Annotated in this window: 22 protein-coding genes; 7 read left to right on the forward strand and 15 right to left on the reverse strand. The window is 62.5% G+C overall.

Going from position 1 to position 16276, the window contains the following annotated elements:
• Positions 1-41 precede the first annotated feature (41 nt).
• From O3299_RS12325 to O3299_RS12345, 5 genes are all read left to right on the forward strand, one after another.
• Entirely contained in the window at positions 42-611 is a 570-nt protein-coding gene (locus tag O3299_RS12325) for an RNA polymerase sigma factor (RefSeq protein WP_034779551.1), read from the forward strand.
• Positions 608-1012 carry a DUF3619 family protein gene (locus O3299_RS12330; protein WP_099667147.1) on the forward strand — a complete coding sequence of 135 codons (405 nt, stop codon included), beginning with the start codon at positions 608-610 and terminating at the stop codon, positions 1010-1012. The genes O3299_RS12325 and O3299_RS12330 overlap by 4 nt, the downstream gene beginning before the upstream one ends.
• Positions 1012-1788 (forward strand): DUF3106 domain-containing protein, encoded by a 777-nt coding sequence (locus O3299_RS12335; protein ID WP_305062418.1) that lies wholly within the window; start codon positions 1012-1014, stop codon positions 1786-1788. The genes O3299_RS12330 and O3299_RS12335 overlap by 1 nt, the downstream gene beginning before the upstream one ends.
• Positions 1778-2314: an RDD family protein gene (locus O3299_RS12340; RefSeq protein WP_099667145.1), complete on the forward strand. Its 537-nt coding sequence runs from the start codon at positions 1778-1780 to the stop codon at positions 2312-2314. The genes O3299_RS12335 and O3299_RS12340 overlap by 11 nt, the downstream gene beginning before the upstream one ends.
• A 63-nt stretch (positions 2315-2377) precedes the next feature.
• Positions 2378-2806: a group III truncated hemoglobin gene (locus O3299_RS12345; protein WP_289916432.1), complete on the forward strand. Its 429-nt coding sequence runs from the start codon at positions 2378-2380 to the stop codon at positions 2804-2806.
• Here the strand turns inward: O3299_RS12345 and O3299_RS12350 are convergent.
• The 15 genes from O3299_RS12350 to O3299_RS12420 all read right to left on the reverse strand — a co-directional run bounded on the left by O3299_RS12350 (position 2803) and on the right by O3299_RS12420 (position 14442).
• Positions 2803-3561 (reverse strand): rRNA pseudouridine synthase, encoded by a 759-nt coding sequence (locus O3299_RS12350; RefSeq protein ID WP_305062420.1) that lies wholly within the window; start codon positions 3559-3561, stop codon positions 2803-2805. The two genes, O3299_RS12345 and O3299_RS12350, sit on opposite strands and share 4 nt — an antisense overlap.
• A 99-nt stretch (positions 3562-3660) precedes the next feature.
• The gene (locus tag O3299_RS12355; RefSeq protein WP_251351407.1) at positions 3661-4578 is read right to left on the reverse strand and encodes an SAM-dependent methyltransferase; all 918 of its coding nucleotides are present in this window, start codon (positions 4576-4578) and stop codon (positions 3661-3663) included.
• Positions 4565-4759 (reverse strand): Fe-S cluster assembly protein IscX, encoded by a 195-nt coding sequence (gene iscX / locus O3299_RS12360; RefSeq protein WP_071322763.1) that lies wholly within the window; start codon positions 4757-4759, stop codon positions 4565-4567. The genes O3299_RS12355 and iscX overlap by 14 nt, the downstream gene beginning before the upstream one ends.
• Position 4760: 1 nt before the next feature.
• Positions 4761-5102 (reverse strand): ISC system 2Fe-2S type ferredoxin, encoded by a 342-nt coding sequence (fdx, locus tag O3299_RS12365; RefSeq protein ID WP_034750070.1) that lies wholly within the window; start codon positions 5100-5102, stop codon positions 4761-4763.
• A 69-nt stretch (positions 5103-5171) separates the two neighbouring features.
• Positions 5172-7052, reverse strand: coding sequence for a Fe-S protein assembly chaperone HscA (gene hscA / locus O3299_RS12370; RefSeq protein WP_305062421.1), 1881 nt, complete (start codon positions 7050-7052; stop codon positions 5172-5174).
• A 108-nt stretch (positions 7053-7160) separates the two neighbouring features.
• Positions 7161-7676 (reverse strand): Fe-S protein assembly co-chaperone HscB, encoded by a 516-nt coding sequence (gene hscB, locus O3299_RS12375; protein WP_099667140.1) that lies wholly within the window; start codon positions 7674-7676, stop codon positions 7161-7163.
• Positions 7677-7742: 66 nt separating this feature from the next.
• The gene (gene iscA, locus O3299_RS12380) at positions 7743-8063 is read right to left on the reverse strand and encodes an iron-sulfur cluster assembly protein IscA (RefSeq protein WP_010399774.1); all 321 of its coding nucleotides are present in this window, start codon (positions 8061-8063) and stop codon (positions 7743-7745) included.
• A 157-nt stretch (positions 8064-8220) separates the two neighbouring features.
• On the reverse strand, positions 8221-8607 hold the full coding sequence (iscU, locus tag O3299_RS12385; protein WP_034750082.1) for a Fe-S cluster assembly scaffold IscU: 387 nt from the start codon (positions 8605-8607) through the stop codon (positions 8221-8223).
• Positions 8608-8662: 55 nt separating this feature from the next.
• Positions 8663-9919: an IscS subfamily cysteine desulfurase gene (locus tag O3299_RS12390; RefSeq protein WP_099667139.1), complete on the reverse strand. Its 1257-nt coding sequence runs from the start codon at positions 9917-9919 to the stop codon at positions 8663-8665.
• A 40-nt stretch (positions 9920-9959) separates the two neighbouring features.
• Entirely contained in the window at positions 9960-10436 is a 477-nt protein-coding gene (gene iscR, locus O3299_RS12395; RefSeq protein WP_065310626.1) for a Fe-S cluster assembly transcriptional regulator IscR, read from the reverse strand.
• Between the two features lie 216 nt (positions 10437-10652).
• A complete protein-coding gene (locus tag O3299_RS12400; RefSeq protein WP_251351403.1) occupies positions 10653-11204 on the reverse strand; it encodes an NADAR family protein in 552 nt (183 codons plus the stop codon).
• Positions 11205-11242: 38 nt separating this feature from the next.
• Positions 11243-12022 carry a uracil-DNA glycosylase gene (locus O3299_RS12405; protein WP_305062422.1) on the reverse strand — a complete coding sequence of 260 codons (780 nt, stop codon included), beginning with the start codon at positions 12020-12022 and terminating at the stop codon, positions 11243-11245.
• A 133-nt stretch (positions 12023-12155) separates the two neighbouring features.
• Positions 12156-12806 carry a maleylacetoacetate isomerase gene (maiA, locus tag O3299_RS12410; protein ID WP_305052731.1) on the reverse strand — a complete coding sequence of 217 codons (651 nt, stop codon included), beginning with the start codon at positions 12804-12806 and terminating at the stop codon, positions 12156-12158.
• Positions 12807-12817: 11 nt separating this feature from the next.
• A complete protein-coding gene (locus O3299_RS12415; RefSeq protein ID WP_305062423.1) occupies positions 12818-13846 on the reverse strand; it encodes a fumarylacetoacetate hydrolase family protein in 1029 nt (342 codons plus the stop codon).
• Positions 13847-13908: 62 nt separating this feature from the next.
• The gene (locus tag O3299_RS12420; RefSeq protein ID WP_092710160.1) at positions 13909-14442 is read right to left on the reverse strand and encodes a VOC family protein; all 534 of its coding nucleotides are present in this window, start codon (positions 14440-14442) and stop codon (positions 13909-13911) included.
• 118 nt (positions 14443-14560) lie between these two features.
• Here O3299_RS12420 and O3299_RS12425 point away from each other — a divergent pair, with 118 nt between their 5' ends.
• Both O3299_RS12425 and O3299_RS12430 read left to right on the forward strand, forming a co-directional pair.
• Positions 14561-15496: a LysR family transcriptional regulator gene (locus tag O3299_RS12425; RefSeq protein WP_077407156.1), complete on the forward strand. Its 936-nt coding sequence runs from the start codon at positions 14561-14563 to the stop codon at positions 15494-15496.
• A gap of 53 nt (positions 15497-15549) precedes the next feature.
• Complete coding sequence (locus O3299_RS12430) at positions 15550-16134, forward strand: gamma-glutamylcyclotransferase (protein ID WP_099668429.1); 585 nt, start codon at positions 15550-15552, stop codon at positions 16132-16134.
• Positions 16135-16276: the final 142 nt, after the last annotated feature.

Below are 16276 nucleotides of genomic sequence, written 5' to 3' on the forward strand. Positions count from 1 at the left end.
TCGCCCACCGCACCCGCAGCCGCTAAGATCCCCCATACCGCATGGCAACAGACAAAGAATTATCCGACTTTCTAGAAAATGTCGAGCGGCGCGCCTTCAAGCAAGCCGCCTACGCGGTCCGCAAGGAAGAATCGGCTCTCGACATCGTGCAGGACGCCATGATCAAGCTGGCCGAGAAATACGGCGACAAGCCGGCCGCCGAACTGCCGATGCTGTTCCAGCGCATCCTGCAAAACACCATCCTCGACTATTTCCGCCGCGAAAAAGTCCGCAACACCTGGGTCAGCCTGTTTTCCGGCATGAAGCCCTCAGGCGACGAGCATGAGGATTTTGATATACTTGACACTTATGAATCGGAACAGGGCTCCAGCGCCGCCGAATCCTCGGCCGACCAGGTCGAGCGCGCGCAAATCCTTGATTTGATTGATGCAGAGGTACAAAAACTGCCGTCACGTCAACGCGAAGCCTTCCTCATGCGTTATTGGCAGGACATGGATGTGGCTGAAACAGCGGAAGCGATGGGTTGCTCCGAAGGTAGCGTGAAAACACATTGCTCTAGAGCTACCCACACGCTCGCCGAATCGCTGAAAGCCAAGGGAATTAAATTATGAACACCGACGATCTCAATTTCGCTTACAAAGTGCGCCATGCACTGAACGAAAAACTCGACGACCTGCCCGCATCGGCCACCGATCGCCTGGCAGCGGCACGCAAGCTGGCCCTGTCGCGCAAGAAGGCGGACGCGCCCGCCGCCGTCGCCGTGCGCCAGAATGTGTTCGCCGGCGTGGCCAGCAGCCTGTTTGTCGAGCCGCTGTCGTGGCTGGGCCGCATGAGCGTGATCATCCCCCTGCTGCTGCTGGTCGGCGGCATGGTAGGCATCTATCAGTTTGAGCAAGAACAACATATTGCCGAACTGGCAGAAATCGACGCCGCCGTGCTGTCGGACGAATTGCCGCTCTCCGCCTACATGGACCATGGCTTCAACGCCTACCTGACGAAACGCGAGCAATAATGACACGCTCGAGCGTACGCAAAGGCTGGCTGGCCGGCGGCATCGGCCTGGGTGCCTGCGCCCTGGCCGGCGCCGCCTGGGTTGGCGCGCAGCAACATGCCGCGCCCGCCGCTCCTCCCGTGGCAGCCGCGCCCGTGGTGGCGCCCGCGCCGGCCTCGACAGCCAAGCCCGGTTCGCCCCGCACGGCCGGCAAGGGCGGCACGCCGCCGAAGACGGGTGAGAATCCCTCGTGGAACAAGCTGTCGCGCGCGCAGCAGGAAGCCCTGCAGCCGCTGGCAAGCGAATGGAACAAGCTGGAAGCCTTGCGCAAGCAGAAATGGCTCGATATTGCCAGCCGTTTCGCCTCCATGACGCCGGACGAGCAAACCCGCGTGCATGAACGCATGCGCGAATGGATCAAGCTGACGCCGGAACAGCGCCGCCTCGTGCGCGAAAACTATACGCGCACGAAGAAGATTGATCCTGGTCAAAAAACCGCGCAATGGGAGCAGTACCAGCAATTGCCGGAAGATCAAAAGAAAAAACTGGCGACGGAACTCGTGCCGAAAAAGCCGCTGGAAAAAGTGCCCGCGATCAATTCGAATACGAGCAAGCCGGCCCCGATCCTGCTGCCCGCCACGCCGGCAGCGCCTGCGGCCACCGCGCCCGTCCTGCCGCCCGCGCCCGCAGCGACGGCCGTGCCGAGCGATCCCGCCGCGGCCCCCGCCACCGTGCCCGTCACGCCATCTGTTACGCCATCTATTACGCCTGCCCCACTGCCAACCAATGCCAAATAGCACGCCTGCCGCCAGCATCACTTCCCATCCCACGATCAAGCGCCGCCTGATTTCCATGGTGTACGAGTCGCTGCTGGCCCTGGCCGTGCTGTTCCTGCCCTTCCTGCTGTTCGAGCTGGCCGTGCAGGGTGCGCATACGCCGTTGACGGAGCACATGCGCCAGTGCCTGGCCTTCCTCGTCATGGGTGCGTATTTCATCCATCAATGGAGCCGCGAAGGGCAAACCCTGGCCATGAAGACGTGGCGCCTGAAAGTCGTGCTGCCGGGCCACGCCCACGTGCCGCTGCGCGTGGCCGCCTACCGCTACGTGCTGTCATGGATGTGGCTGCTGCCAGCCCTGCTGGTATCGTACCTGCTGGACTTGCAGCACTGGACCGCCCTGGGCGCCATCGGTGTCGGCATCCTGGCCTGGTCCAGCACGGCCCTGTTCACGGGCAATGGACAATTTCTACACGACAAGCTGGCGGGCACGCACATCGTGCAATTACCGGCTCCGGCGAAGAAGCCGAAGAAAGTCGCCGCCTGAGTTTTGACGCGGCTTGACCTGGGTCATTGAAGCGCCACGGGGGCTCTGCGATCATGGCATGCCATGAATACTACCGCCCCCCTCCCCCACACACGCTTCGCTCCCTACCGCGAGGAAGTCTGCAGCGAAGACGAAGTCAAGCATCTCGTCCACACCTTTTATGCGGCCGCGCGCGAAGACGCCATGCTGGGCCCCATCTTTGCCGCCGAGGTCAAGGATTGGGATGCCCACCTGGCCACACTGGTCGATTTCTGGTCAGGCTTGCTGCGCGGCACCATGCGCTACCACGGCAAGCCGCTGGCCCAGCACGCGCAAATGGAACACCTCACGCCCTGCATGTTCCGCCGCTGGCTGACCCTGTTCTTCGCCACGACTGAGAGCATGGGCAATGCGGCCTTGCAAGAGAAGGCCGACACCATCGCCTTGAATATTGCCGAGCGGCTATGGAAAAGCTTTGCAGAAAGCCATTCCATCGTGGCGCCGCAGCTTTAGAAGCGTTCGTAACCCTGCAGATAGCGCCATTGCCCCACGGGCATGGCGCCCATCGGGATGCGGCCGATGCGCAAGCGCTTCATGGCGACGACGTCCAGTCCCACCATCTTGCACATGTGGGCGATCTGGCCCGGCTGCACGTTTTTCAGGGCGAAACGCAAACGCGTTTCATTTTGCCAGCTGACCTTGATCGGCGGCAAAGGCTTGCCATTGAAGGGCAAGCCGTGATTGAGCAGCGCCAGGCCGTTTTCCATGATGTCGCCGGCCACTTCCACGATGAATTCCTGCTCCACCGTTTTCGCTTCGTCGACCAGCTTGCGGGCGACGCGGAAATCCTGCGTGAATACCAGCAAGCCGGACGCCATGGTGTCGAGCGGATTGGTGATGGTCAGGCCGATCAGGTGGCGCTTGAGGAAACGCGTGACGGAACTGGGCGCCACGTTTTCCGGCGTGAAGATCTCTTCGGGACGCAAACAGCTCAGGGCTGGCTTGCCTTCGCTGCCGATGCCGCCATTGATGCCGGCCGGCTTGTGCAGCAGAATCGTCACGGGCGGCATTTCTTCCAGCGTCGCGTTCGGCAACAGCACCACTTCCTGGTTGTCCGCCACGCGCGCGCCCGACTCTTCCACCAGCACGCCGTCGACCGTCACCCAGCCGCCCTCGATATACAGCTCGGCCTCGCGGCGCGAACAGGGCACGTCTTCAGACAGGCGCTTGGCCAGGCGGACGGTGGGCATTTCAATAGGTGTGGTCATGGAGGAGGCGCAAAAAGCAAGAGGAGGAGAAAGCCGGTATTGTAACCGACCCGCTCCTCCCCTCGTTTGCCCTTGCGGATACTTTGCCCTGCGGATACTTTACGCGCCCGCCTTGGCCAGCTCTTCGGCAAAGAAGCGGTGCCCCATCTCTTCCAGGCCCAGGGTTTGCAGCACTTCCTGCAAGCGTTCCGTCGGACGCTGGCGCGGCAAGTTCTTGTAGCTGGCGATGATCAGTTCATTCTTCATCGAATGCTCCCAGCCCACCAGTTCCGTCACGCTGACCTGGTAGCCATGGGCTTCCAGCTGCAGGCAACGCAGCACGTTGGTGATCTGGCTGCCGAATTCGCGCGTATGCAGCGGGTGGCGCCACAATTCCGTCAAAACACTCTTGCCCAGGCTCTTGCCCTTGTTCTTCTTCAATACGGAGGCGACTTCAGCCTGGCAACATGGCACCAGCACCATGAATTTCGCCTTTTTCTTCAAGGCGAAATGGATGGCGTCGTCGGTGGCCGTATTGCACGCGTGCAAGGCCGTGACGATATCGATCTGCTGCGGCAGCAAGGTCGATTCCGTCGATTCGGCCACGGACAGGGGCAAAAACGACATGCCGGGGAACTTGAATTTCTTCGCCAGCTCCTGCGAGCGCTGCACCAGTTCTTCGCGCGTCTCGATGCCATAGATGTGCGAACCGTCGTTGCCGTTCTTGAAGAACAGGTCGTACAGTATGAAGCCCAGGTAGGACTTGCCGGCACCGTGATCGACCAGCGACACGCCAGGGTGGTCGAGCTGCACTTCGCGCAGCAGCGGCTCGATGAATTGCGTCAGGTGGTACACCTGTTTCAACTTGCGGCGGCTGTCCTGGTTCATCTTGCCGTCGCGCGTCAGGATGTGCAATTCCTGCAGCAAGGCGACCGACTGGCCATCCTTGATTTCGGGCATGTTGCTGGCGGCGGTGATGACGTCTTTCGGCGCGGCGACTGCGGTGGCGGCGGCTGCCGCGCCCTTAGCGCGCTTCATCGATCCACGCCATCTGTATCGCTTCGAGCACTTTTTCGCCGCCGCGCGTGTGGTCATCGTCGAAGCCGTCCAGTTCCACCACCCAGTTGTGCAGGTCGGTGAAACGCACGGTCAGGGGATCGATGTCCGGATGCGCATCGTACAGCGCCTCGGCGATCACGTGAATGTCGGACCATTTCATGTTAGTGGCTGCCTTCGCTGACCTGGTTGATCGTGTATTTCGGGATTTCGACGACGAGGTCGGCCTCGGCCACGATGGACTGGCAGGACAGGCGCGACACGGCTTCCAGGCCCCAGGCCTTGTCCAGCATGTCTTCTTCCAGTTCCGTCGCTTCGTTCAGCGATTCGATGCCTTCACGCACCAGCACGTGGCAAGTGGTGCAGGCGCACGATTTTTCGCAGGCGTGCTCGATGTCGATGTCGTTTTCCAGCAGGATGTCGCAGATGGACTTGCCGGCAGGTGCTTCGATGACGGCGCCGTCCGGGCAAAGCTTGGCGTGCGGCAGGATAACGATTTGTGGCATGGTGTCTTCTTTCAGTCTGTCATTCGGTGCGCGGCCGCGGCATGTGCGCGGCCCGCTGTTCAATTGGTTTTATACGACCTGGTCCAGGGACTTGCCGGTGAGAGCCGTGCGCACGCTGCGGTCCATGCGGCGCGAGGCGAAATCCTCGGTGCCGTCGGCCAGCGCCTCGATCGCCAGCTTCAGGGCCTGGTGGTCGATGGCGCCGCTTTGCGATTGCGCAATAGCGTCGCGCACCTTGTTCATCAAGCCGTCGACGGCTGCGCGTTCGTCTGCATCCAGCAAGCCGCCGTCTTCATCGAGCGCCGACTGCGTGGCCAGCAGGATGCGTTCCGCTTCCACCTGCTCTTCGCGCAGCGCGCGCGCCACCATGTCGACGTCGGCCGAGGTGTACGAATCCTGCAGCATGCGCGCGATGTCGTCGTCGCCCAGGCCGTAGGCCGGCTTGACGCTGATCGACGCTTCCACGCCCGAGCGCAGTTCGCGCGCCGACACGGACAGCAAGCCGTCCGCGTCGACCTGATACGTGATGCGGATGCGCGCGGCGCCCGCCACCATCGGCGGAATGCCGCGCAGCTCGAAGCGCGCCAGGGAACGGCAATCGCTGACCAGTTCGCGCTCGCCCTGCAGCACGTGCACGGCCAGGGCCGTCTGGCCATCCTTGAAGGTCGTGAATTCCTGAGCGCGCGCGCACGGTATCGTCGAATTGCGGGGGATGATCTTTTCCACCAGGCCGCCCATGGTTTCGATGCCCAGCGACAGCGGGATCACGTCCAGCAGCAGCCAGTCGTCGCCGGCGGCGCGGTTGCCTGCCAGCAAGTTCGCCTGGATGGCAGCGCCCAGCGCCACCACTTTGTCGGGGTCGATGTTCGCGTGCGGCGTCGTGTGGAAGAATTCGCTCACGGCGCGCTGCACGTGCGGCATGCGCGTGGCGCCGCCCACCATCACCACGCCGTCGACGTCGTCCGCATCCACGTTCGCGTCGCGCAAGGCTTTCTTGATGGCGTTCATGGTTTTCACGACCAGGTGCTGCGTCATGGCGGCAAAGTCGGCTGCCGTGATGCGCAGATGGATTTCTTCGTCCGAGTTCAGCTTGGCGTCGATCGTCGTTTCCGACTTGGTCGACAGCAATTCCTTGATTTCGCGCGCCTTCACCATCAGGATGGCCGTGTCTTCGTCCGACAGCGGCGCCAGCTTGGCGTGTTCGCTGATCCAGCAAAACAGGCGGCGGTCGAAATCGTCGCCGCCCAGGGCCGAGTCGCCGCCCGTGGACAGCACTTCGAACACGCCCTTGCTCAGTTTCAAGATCGAGATGTCGAAGGTGCCGCCGCCCAGGTCGTACACGGCGTACACGCCTTCGGACGCGTTATCGAGGCCATATGCGATGGCGGCGGCCGTCGGCTCGCTCAGCAGGCGCAAGACATTGATGCCGGCCAATTGCGCCGCATCTTTCGTGGCTTGCCGCTGTGCATCGTCGAAATACGCTGGTACAGTAATCACGGCGCCCACCAGGTCGTCGCCCAGCGAATCTTCCGCGCGCTGGCGCAGGGTGGCGAGGATTTGCGCCGACACTTCGACGGGGCTTTTCACGCCGGCCACGGTTTTCAGCTGCACCATGCCAGGCGTGTCCTGGAAGTCGTAGGGCAGGTTTTCCGCATAGGCGATGTCGGCCAGGCCGCGGCCCATGAAGCGTTTCACGGAAACGATGGTGTTCTTCGGGTCCGTGGTTTGCGCGGCCAGGGCCTTGTAGCCGATGTTCGCGTGGCCGTTCGTCAGGTAGCGCACGACGGAGGGCAGCAGGGAGCGCCCGTCTTCGTCGTTGAGCACCTCGGGAATGCTGTTGCGGACGGTGGCGACCAGGGAATTGGTGGTGCCAAGGTCGATGCCGACGGCCAGGCGGTGCTGGTGCGGCGCGGTCGACATGCCTGGTTCGGAAATTTGCAGAAGTGCCATTGTATTCGTGCCTCGATTAATTTTTTGCGTGATGCAGTTGATGCCTGACGCGCATTATAAGTCGCGGGCCAGACTGGCGCTTGGCACGCCGGTCAAGCTATCCGGCGATCAAGCTTCCATCGCCTCATAGGCAAAACGGACTTCCTCGCCGAATTTGTCGAGGAACATCAGGGCGCGCACGCTTTGCGCGGCATTCGCGTAGTCGGCCGCGTCCAGCTGGGCCGCCACCTGGGCCAGCAAGGCCTTGCGTTCGCCGCGCAACTGGCGGTCCAGGGCGTCGAGCGCGTCGGCATCCTTGCCGGCACGGGCGTCGCCCAGCTCTTCGCGCCATTCCATCTGCTGCATCAGGAAACTGACGGGCATGGCCGTGTTCGACTCCGTCTGCAGGTCGACGCCATTGAGTTCGCACAGGTATTGCGCGCGTTTTTGCGGGCTTTTCAGGGTTTGATAGGCTTCATTGGCGCGCGTGGCCCATTGCATCGCCACGCGCTTTTCAGCGCTGCTGGCATTGATGAAGCGGTCCGGATGGACCTTGCCCTGCACGTCGCGGTAGGCCGCGTCGAGCGCGCTCATGTCGAGCGAGAACTGCGCCGGCAACTGGAATAATTCGAAGTGGTTTTGCATAATGGTCGGTGGTCGCTGTACCGCAATCGATGGGTACAGCGCACCGACCGGGGTCTTGCCAGCTGTTTAAATCCTGAAGGACTCGCCGCAGCCGCAGGCGTCTTTTTCGTTCGGATTGTGGAACTTGAAGCCTTCGTTCAAGCCTTCGCGCGCGAAATCGAGTTCCGTGCCGTCGATGTAAGGCAAGCTTTTCGGGTCGACGAAGACTTTCACGCCGTGCGATTCGAAGACGCTGTCTTCGGCCGCCACTTCATCGACATATTCGAGCTTGTAGGCCAGGCCCGAGCAGCCCGTGGTGCGCACGCCAAAGCGCAAGCCCATGCCCTTGCCGCGCCGTTCGATATAACGGTTGATGTGTTTCGCCGCTTTTTCGGTCAGTGTGATCATGTATTTCTCCGCTCCTGTTCCCACATGGGAACAGGTATCAAAATCCAACAAATTCTAGAGTGCCTGAAAAACGTTCAGGGCAAGGCGCATTGCCGCAGGCAGTACGACTAGTACGACAAGGCAATGCAACGCAGCCATGGGCGTTTTCTCAGGTGCTCTACGCGGCCGGATGGCGGGTCTGATAGTCCAGCACTGCCGCCTTGATGGCGTCTTCCGCCAGGATGGAGCAGTGGATCTTCACTGGCGGCAGGGCCAGCTCTTCGGCGATCTGCGTGTTCTTGATGGCCAGCGCCTGATCCAGGGTCTTGCCTTTCACCCATTCGGTCACCAGCGAGCTCGAGGCGATGGCCGAACCGCAGCCATACGTCTTGAATTTCGCATCTTCGATCAGGCCGTCGGCGCCAACCTTGATCTGCAGTTTCATCACGTCGCCGCAGGCAGGCGCGCCTACCATGCCGGTGCCGATGGTTTCATCACCCTTGTCGAAAGCGCCCACGTTGCGCGGGTTTTCGTAGTGATCGAGTACTTTGTCCGAGTAAGCCATTTTGATGCTCCTTAAATATTCTTGCCGGCCCTGTCCAACAGGGCCAGGGTATTGGTTAGTGGGCAGCCCATTGGATCGAATTGATATCGATGCCATCTTTAAACATGTCCCACAGCGGCGACAGGTCGCGCAGCTTGTGTACTTTCGATTTCAGCAGGTTCACGGCGAAGTCGATGTCTTCCTCGGTCGAGAAGCGGCCGATGGTGAAGCGGATCGAGCTGTGCGCCAGTTCGTCGCTGCGGCCCAGGGCGCGCAGCACGTACGATGGCTCCAGGCTGGCCGAGGTGCAGGCCGAACCGGACGATACGGCGATATCCTTGATCGCCATGATCAGCGACTCGCCTTCGACGTAGTTGAAGCTGACGTTCAGGTTATGCGGCACGCGGTGCTCCATGTCGCCGTTGATGTAGACTTCTTCGATCTCTTGCAAACCCTTGGCCAGGCGGTCGCGCAAGGCCTGGATGCGGCCGATTTCGCTGTCCATCTCTTCCTTGGCGATGCGGAACGCTTCACCCATGCCGACGATCTGGTGCGTCGGCAGGGTGCCCGAACGCAGGCCGCGCTCATGGCCGCCACCGTGCATCTGCGCTTCCAGGCGCACGCGCGGCTTGCGGCACACGTACAGGGCGCCCACGCCTTTCGGGCCGTAGGTTTTGTGCGCCGTGAAGGTCATCAGGTCGACCTTGGTCTTTTGCAGGTCGATGACGACCTTGCCCGTCGCTTGCGCGGCGTCGCAATGGAAGATGATGCCTTTCGAGCGGCAGAACACGCCGATCTCGTCGATCGGCTGGATCACGCCGATTTCGTTGTTCACCAGCATCACCGACACGAGGATGGTGTCCGGGCGCACGGCTGCGGCCAGCTGCTCGACGGTGATCAGGCCGTTGTCCTGCGGTTCCAGGTAGGTCGCTTCAAAGCCGATGCGTTCCAGTTCGCGCACCGTGTCGAGCACCGATTTGTGCTCGGTCTTGACGGTGATGATGTGCTTGCCCTTGGTCTTGTAGAACTGCGCCGCGCCCTTGATGGCCAGGTTGTTGCTTTCCGTTGCGCCGGAGGTCCAGATGATTTCGCGCGGATCGGCGTTCACCAGGGCCGCCACGTGGCCGCGTGCCTCTTCCACGGCTTTTTCCGCCGTCCAGCCGTACATGTGGCTGCGCGATGCCGGATTGCCGAACTGCTCGCGCAGGTAAGGAATCATCTTGTCGGCGACGCGTGGATCGATCGGCGTCGTGGCCGAGTAATCCATGTAGATCGGGAAATGCGGTGCGGTTTCAAAGTGCACTTGGCCTACGTTTTTTTCTGGGGCGTTCATCAATAACTCCTGCAATCAGCAACTGGTATTTTTGTCATTATCAACCGAGGGCGGCGTGGTTACGGTGCATCACCATCACGCTTTGCTCGGCATTCTTTTGTCTCTGCTGGTCGACCAGGTCCTGCAAGGACACAGAATCCAGATAATCGACCATTTTTTCGTTGAGTGTGGACCACAATTCATGCGTCATGCAGCGCGCGCCCGTGGCCGCGTCGGCGCCGTGGCAATGTTCCTTGCCGCCGCACTGCGTGGCGTCCAGCGGTTCGTCGACGGCGATGATGATGTCGGCCACCGTCACCTTGTCGGCGCGGCGCGCCAGGCTGTAACCGCCGCCTGGGCCGCGGATCGATTCGACGATCTCATGCCGGCGCAGCTTGCCGAACAGCTGCTCCAGGTAGGACAGGGAAATCGACTGGCGCTGGCTGATACCGGACAAGGTGACCGGTCCCTTGCCCTGGCGCAGGGCAAGATCGATCATCGCTGTCACGGCAAAACGGCCTTTTGTAGTCAGACGCATACATCCTCTGGTCAACTGGTTTAAAATATTGCGGCTTTTCAACTCCTCAAACCCCGAGTAGTTGAATGATTTAGTCAAGTATAACAAATTCGGCGGGGTTTGTCAGAGCGCCCCTCGATGACCACAGGGCTGGAAGGGGCATGGCCGGCCGCGCCAGGCGCGGCGGCATCAGGAAAACAACAGTCGGGAAGTCACGGGCGGGTGCAGCGTCAATTCTCAGCCCCGCAAAGCGGTCCGCACTTTCATCAGTTCAAACCCCAGCAGGTTCAAGCCGTCCCAGCGGGCCGGGTCCAGGATGCGCGGATTGTCCGACGCCAGGCCCACGCCCCATATCCGGTCGACGGGACTGGCTTCGACGATGACGCGCTCGCCCGTGCCCAGCAAAAACTTGCGCAGCGCAGCCTTTTGCGAGAACTTGGCAAAGTTGCCATCGAAAACGATGCCGGCGCGCGCCGCTTCCCACACCCTGGCGTCGAAGTTCGCCACTTCGCGTCCCAGCTTCTTCACTTCCGACGGCCGCTCGGCCGCCACGATGCGCGCCTGCACAGCCGTGTCGCCAAACAGGGCAGCCTTTTGCGCCATCATGTAGTGCTCGGCCGTCGCATACGTCACGCCGGCCAGGCTGAACGGCGATGGAAACCACTGGCTGAAGCAGCTTTTGTCGGGCACCTGCGGCTGCGCCGGCGTGTGCCCCCAGAAATACAGATAGTCGGGCACGCCGCCCGCCGCGATCCACGCCTTCAATTCTTCCACGTTACTGATTTGCATATTCCCCGCACTTCCGCCAGACAGGCGATGATTCAAGCTCAAGCACGCAATAGTTGCATCGGGCCAAACAAGGCCTGCATGTCACGATTGCCGATAAAGGACAGATTATACGGATGTTCCGCCGTCACCTGCGGCAAGGATGCCGCCACCGGCAAGCGTTTGATGAGCTCTGCGATCTTGCCCCACAGCACCAGTTGCGGCTGCACCGCCCCGCCCTGCTGCGCCAGCGCTTCCAGCACCGCCTGCAGGAAGGGCAGCCAGCCGCGCGCATCCTGCACGGGCGGCACGTGGGAACGGAACACCAGCGCCGCGTTGAGCAGCAAAAAGCCCTGTTCCGTCATCTTGCGCTGCAAGTCGGGCAAGGTCTGGGTCACGCCGCTGTCCGCTTGCAGCGCGGCCGCCGCCACGGGCGCCATGGCCGCGCCGGACGTGTCGCCGTCCTGCAGCTGGCCATCGGCCACCAGCAGCATCTTCATGAAGTTGCGCAGGGACGTGGCGCGGTTGACGGGTTTCGACAGCCCCGTGGCCGACCACAGGCTGCCGACGGCGCCATCCATGAAGCACACGCCCGTGGCGCTGTCGGCGCGCGGATACGGCCCCTCACCCACCAGCACGTAACGCACCTGCGCCAGCGGCAAGGCAAAGGCGGCGAACAGCCGGCCCTGCGTGGGCAGGTAATCGTCGGCGGCCAGCGCCGGCAGGTAGGCGGGATCGGCATCCATCACGGCCTGCAAGCCGCGCAGCAGGATGGGACGCCAGGAAGCGTGCGCCAGGGACAGGGCATCGGTGATGCTGGCAGGAACGGTTGTTGCGGTCATGGGCACGTGAAGTATTTGGGCAAACGCAAATTGTAGCGCACCGGCAAGCTGGCATTGACTGATCAAAATCAAGCACGCATAAAAAAACCCCGCCTGTTGCCAGACGGGGCTTCCCGCACGGCGCCGTGTGTTGCTATTCGGCGTCAGGCTGCTGCGACGGGTGCGCCGCAATAAAGGCTGGCAAGCCGGCGCAAAGCGCATGGATGCGCACCACGCGCGGATACGGCGCCAGGTCGATGGCAAAGCGCAGCGCATTGAACACTTGCGGCACCAGGCAGCAATCGGCCATCGTCGGGCTGTCGCCGTGGCAGAACAGCCCCGTGCCGGCAGGATCGCCCTGCGCCAGCAGCGCTTCCACGGCCGCCAGCCCTTCGGCCATCCAGTGGCGGTACCACTCCTGCTTGACCTCGTCCGACAGCCCAAGCGTCCCTTTCAGGTATTTCAGGACGCGCAGATTCGTCAGCGGATGGGCGTCGCAAGCGATGGCCAGCGCCAGCGCGCGCACGCGCGCCCGTTCCAGCGGATCCGCCGGCAGCAAGGGCACGCCAGGACGCGTCTCTTCCAGATACTCGAGCATGGCCAGCGACTGCGTCAGGATGGCGCCGTCGTCGTCGAGGGCAGGCACCAGCGCCGACGGGTTGACGGCGCGGTAGGCCGGCAGCAACTGCTGGCCGCCATCCTGCAGCAGATGCACGGGAATGCTGTCGTAAGCGATGCCCTTGAGATTCAAGGCGATGCGCACGCGGTAGGCGGCCGAACTGCGAAAGTAGGTGTACAGCTTCACGGGCGGCCTCCTCAGGCGCGCGTGGCGCCAGCGTACAGGGCCACGGTCTGCTCGATGCTGCCGAAGATGCTGGCGCCGGCCGCGTCGCGCATCTCGATGCGCACCGTGTCGCCGAACTTCAGGTACGCCGTCTTTGGCGCGCCGTGTTCGATGGTTTCATACATGCGCACTTCGGCCAGGCAGCAGTAGCCGACGCCGCCGTTCTCGATGCTGGAGCCGAACAGGTTGCCCTGCTTGTTCGACACGGTGCCCGAGCCAACGATGGTGCCGGCGCCCAGTTCGCGCGTCTTCGCCGCATGGGCGACCAGTTGCGCAAAATTGAAGGTCATGTCTTCGCCCGCATTCGGCTTGCCGAACGGCTTGTCGTTGAGGCCCACCAGCAGCGGCAAATGCAGCTTGCTGTCCGCCCAGGCCGCGCCCAGTTCATCGGGCGTGACGGCGACGGGAGAGAACGCGCTGGCCGCCTTCGACTGGAAGAAACCGAAGCCTTTCGCCAGTTCGCCCGGAATCAGGTTGCGCAGCGAGACGTCGTTGACCAGCATGACCAGGCGAATCGCCTTCGCCGCGTCATCCGCGCCGGCGCCCATGGCCACGTCACCCGTGATCACCGCCACTTCCGCTTCCAGGTCGATGCCCCACTCTTCCGACAGGGCGAAGATGGGGTCGCGCGGGCCGATGAAGCTGTCGGAGCCGCCCTGGTACATCAGCGGGTCCGTGTAGAACGAGGCCGGCACTTCCGCGTTGCGCGCCTTGCGCACCAGCTCCACGTGGTTGATGTAGGCGGAACCGTCGGCCCACTGGTAGGCGCGCGGCAGCGGCGAGTGGCACTGATTGGCATCAAAGGGCTGTGCGTCCGGCGCCTGGCCCGCGTTCAGGTTGGCGTACGCCTGTTCCAGCTTGGGCGCGACGGCGTCCCAGTTATCGAGCGCCGCCTGCAGGGTGGGGGCGATGGCGGCCACGCGCTGGTACTGGCGCAGGTCGCGGCTGACGAGGATCAAGGCGCCGTCGCGGCTGCCGTTTTTCAGGGTTGCGAGTTTCATGGTATTCCTGGTTCGGTGTATTGGTCAGAGAGTGTCGGTCTGCAGCAGTCAATCTGCTGCGCTCAGGCGTCGGCCGGCGCGTGCATCCAGGCGGCGTGCTTCGGTGCGCGGCGCGTCTGCGACCATTCTTCCAGCATTTCCCATTTAACGGCGTCCAGTTTGGCCATCATTTCCGGCGTGCCCACATTGGCCGCCAGCTCCAGGCGGTGGCCGTTCGGGTCGAAGAAATAGATCGACTGGAAGATGGCGTGGTTGACGGGACCCAGCACCTCGATGCCGCCGGCCACCAGGCGCTCCTTGGCGGCCAGCAGTTCTTCCATGCTGCCCACTTCCAGCGCCAGGTGCTGCACCCAGGCCGGGGTATTGCGGTCGCGGTCCATCGGCGGCTGCGTGGGCAGCTCGAAGAAGGCCAGCACATTGCCCTGGCCCGCGTCGAGGAACACATGCATGTACGGGTCCGGCGCCTTGGTCGACGGCACCAGGTCTTCGGCGATGGCGAGGACGAAATTCATGTTCAAATGCTTGACGTACCACTCGACGGTTTTCTTCGCGTCGATGCAGCGGTAGGCGACGTGGTGGATCTGCTTGATTTTCATGCGGTCTGTCTCCGATGGATGGCGCCCTGGGCGCGATGTTTTTCAGCTTTTCACCATTAGAATCCAGTTACAGCTATCATACAAACAATTTTTAACCATCGATTTATCGGATTATCTTATGAGTCCCAGCCTGCGACAGATGCGCGCCTTCGTGGCGCTGGCCAAGACGGGCAGTTTTACCTTGGCCGCCGAATACCTGCACGTGACGCAGTCCGCCTTGAGCGGCTTGATCAAGGAACTGGAAAGCGTGCTGGGCGTGCGCGTGGTCGAGCGCAGCACGCGCAAGACGCAACTGTCGGAAATCGGCCGCGAGCTGTATCCGCTGTTCGAAAAGATGATCGAAGACCTCGACGGCGCCATGGCCGGCATCGCCCAGCGCAAGGCCTTGAAGACAGGCATGGTGCGCATCGCCGCGCCGCAGATGATGGCGTGCACCCTGCTGCCGGAAGTGATCGCCGCCTACCGCCAGGCGCACCCGGACGTGCAGCTGCGCCTGGTCGACTGCCCCGTGGAGAATGTCTCGGCGCGCGTCTTCAGCGGCGAAGTCGATTTCGGCATCGGCCCCGAGCGCGATCCGACGGCGGAAATCGCCGCGCAAGTGCTGTTCGAAATGCCCTTCGTGCTGGTCTACCCCGAGCAGCATCCGCTGCGGCAGAAAGAACGCGTCACCTGGGCCGACGTGGGCGACTACCCGTTCATATCGCTGCAGGGCCAGTTCACGGAACGCCTGCTGCGCGACATGCACGGCGCGTTTCGCGAGCTGTCGCTCAATCCCTACAATGAAGTGACCTTCATGACGACGGCGCTGGCCATGGTCAGCGCCAACCTGGGCATCACGGTGTGCCTGCCGTACGCGGAGCCGATGGTCAAACTATACAATTTGCACATGCGCGCCCTGCACGAACCGGAACTGACGCGGCGCTTTTTCGTCTACACGAAGACGGGCCGTTCGCTGTCGCCGGCGGCCGAAAGCTTCATGGCCTTCCTGTTCCGCTTTGTCGAGACGCACGAATGGAACGTGGGAGCGGGCGGCCCGGCTGGCGCCGTTTTATAATCGCGCATCGCCCCCTCACCGCCCGCACCATGACCCAGCCCGACCTGTCCGCCATCGACGCCGCCACCATCGCCATCAACCAGCGCATGACCACATTCGACGGCCATGCGCAGGTCTGGCTGTTCGGCTATGGCTCGCTGATCTACAAGGCCGATTTTCCGTATATCGAACGGCGCCCCGCCAGCATCGAAGGCTGGACGCGGCGCTTCTGGCAAGGCTCGCACGACCACCGGGGCACGCCGATGGCGCCGGGCCGGGTCGCCACCATCGTGCCGCAGGCGGGCGCCGTGTGCGACGGCATGGCCTACCTGATCACGCCCGAAGTCTTCGCCCACCTCGACCACCGCGAAAAGAACGGCTACCTGCGCCTGGCCACCGAGATCACCTTCGACGATGGCAGCAAGGCCGAAGGCCTGGTGTACATCGCCAACGAGGAAAACGCCGCCTTCCTCGGCGCCGCGCCGGAACTGGACATCGCGCGCCAGATCGCCCGATCAAGCGGCCCCAGCGGCCCGAACAGCGACTACCTGCTGCATCTGGCCAGCGCCCTGCGCGAGCTGGGCAAGAGCGATCCGCACGTCTTTGCCATCGAGCAACATCTGGCGCAATTGAAGGATGCGCCGCCTGCCGCGCAGTGATCTGCAGCGGGCCGCCGGCTTGCATGATGCAAGCGATGAAAATCTTTTTATTGTGACAATTGGCGACTATCGCCGTTTCATTAACGCCCATAATCGGAACGCGCGATTCCTTTATGCCCGAGTAGGGCAATGGCACGCGTCA

Source organism: Janthinobacterium sp. SUN176 (genome assembly GCF_030587335.1).
GTDB lineage: Bacteria > Pseudomonadota > Gammaproteobacteria > Burkholderiales > Burkholderiaceae_D > Janthinobacterium > Janthinobacterium kumbetense.

What these genes read in the sequence shown, in the direction of transcription:
- iscR (WP_065310626.1), bottom strand. Translation starts at nt 10,436, where the DNA reads ATGCGTCTGACTACAAAAGGCCGTTTTGCCGTGACAGCGATGATCGAT.
- iscU (WP_034750082.1), bottom strand. Translation starts at nt 8,607, where the DNA reads ATGGCTTACTCGGACAAAGTACTCGATCACTACGAAAACCCGCGCAAC.
- O3299_RS12340 (WP_099667145.1), top strand. Translation starts at nt 1,778, where the DNA reads ATGCCAAATAGCACGCCTGCCGCCAGCATCACTTCCCATCCCACGATC.
- O3299_RS12405 (WP_305062422.1), bottom strand. Translation starts at nt 12,022, where the DNA reads ATGACCGCAACAACCGTTCCTGCCAGCATCACCGATGCCCTGTCCCTG.
- fdx (WP_034750070.1), bottom strand. Translation starts at nt 5,102, where the DNA reads ATGCCACAAATCGTTATCCTGCCGCACGCCAAGCTTTGCCCGGACGGC.
- O3299_RS12400 (WP_251351403.1), bottom strand. Translation starts at nt 11,204, where the DNA reads ATGCAAATCAGTAACGTGGAAGAATTGAAGGCGTGGATCGCGGCGGGC.
- O3299_RS12345 (WP_289916432.1), top strand. Translation starts at nt 2,378, where the DNA reads ATGAATACTACCGCCCCCCTCCCCCACACACGCTTCGCTCCCTACCGC.
- O3299_RS12330 (WP_099667147.1), top strand. Translation starts at nt 608, where the DNA reads ATGAACACCGACGATCTCAATTTCGCTTACAAAGTGCGCCATGCACTG.
- O3299_RS12350 (WP_305062420.1), bottom strand. Translation starts at nt 3,561, where the DNA reads ATGACCACACCTATTGAAATGCCCACCGTCCGCCTGGCCAAGCGCCTG.
- hscA (WP_305062421.1), bottom strand. Translation starts at nt 7,052, where the DNA reads ATGGCACTTCTGCAAATTTCCGAACCAGGCATGTCGACCGCGCCGCAC.
- O3299_RS12415 (WP_305062423.1), bottom strand. Translation starts at nt 13,846, where the DNA reads ATGAAACTCGCAACCCTGAAAAACGGCAGCCGCGACGGCGCCTTGATC.
- iscA (WP_010399774.1), bottom strand. Translation starts at nt 8,063, where the DNA reads ATGATCACACTGACCGAAAAAGCGGCGAAACACATCAACCGTTATATC.
- hscB (WP_099667140.1), bottom strand. Translation starts at nt 7,676, where the DNA reads ATGCAAAACCACTTCGAATTATTCCAGTTGCCGGCGCAGTTCTCGCTC.
- O3299_RS12390 (WP_099667139.1), bottom strand. Translation starts at nt 9,919, where the DNA reads ATGAACGCCCCAGAAAAAAACGTAGGCCAAGTGCACTTTGAAACCGCA.
- iscX (WP_071322763.1), bottom strand. Translation starts at nt 4,759, where the DNA reads ATGAAATGGTCCGACATTCACGTGATCGCCGAGGCGCTGTACGATGCG.
- O3299_RS12425 (WP_077407156.1), top strand. Translation starts at nt 14,561, where the DNA reads ATGAGTCCCAGCCTGCGACAGATGCGCGCCTTCGTGGCGCTGGCCAAG.
- O3299_RS12335 (WP_305062418.1), top strand. Translation starts at nt 1,012, where the DNA reads ATGACACGCTCGAGCGTACGCAAAGGCTGGCTGGCCGGCGGCATCGGC.
- O3299_RS12355 (WP_251351407.1), bottom strand. Translation starts at nt 4,578, where the DNA reads ATGAAGCGCGCTAAGGGCGCGGCAGCCGCCGCCACCGCAGTCGCCGCG.
- O3299_RS12420 (WP_092710160.1), bottom strand. Translation starts at nt 14,442, where the DNA reads ATGAAAATCAAGCAGATCCACCACGTCGCCTACCGCTGCATCGACGCG.
- O3299_RS12325 (WP_034779551.1), top strand. Translation starts at nt 42, where the DNA reads ATGGCAACAGACAAAGAATTATCCGACTTTCTAGAAAATGTCGAGCGG.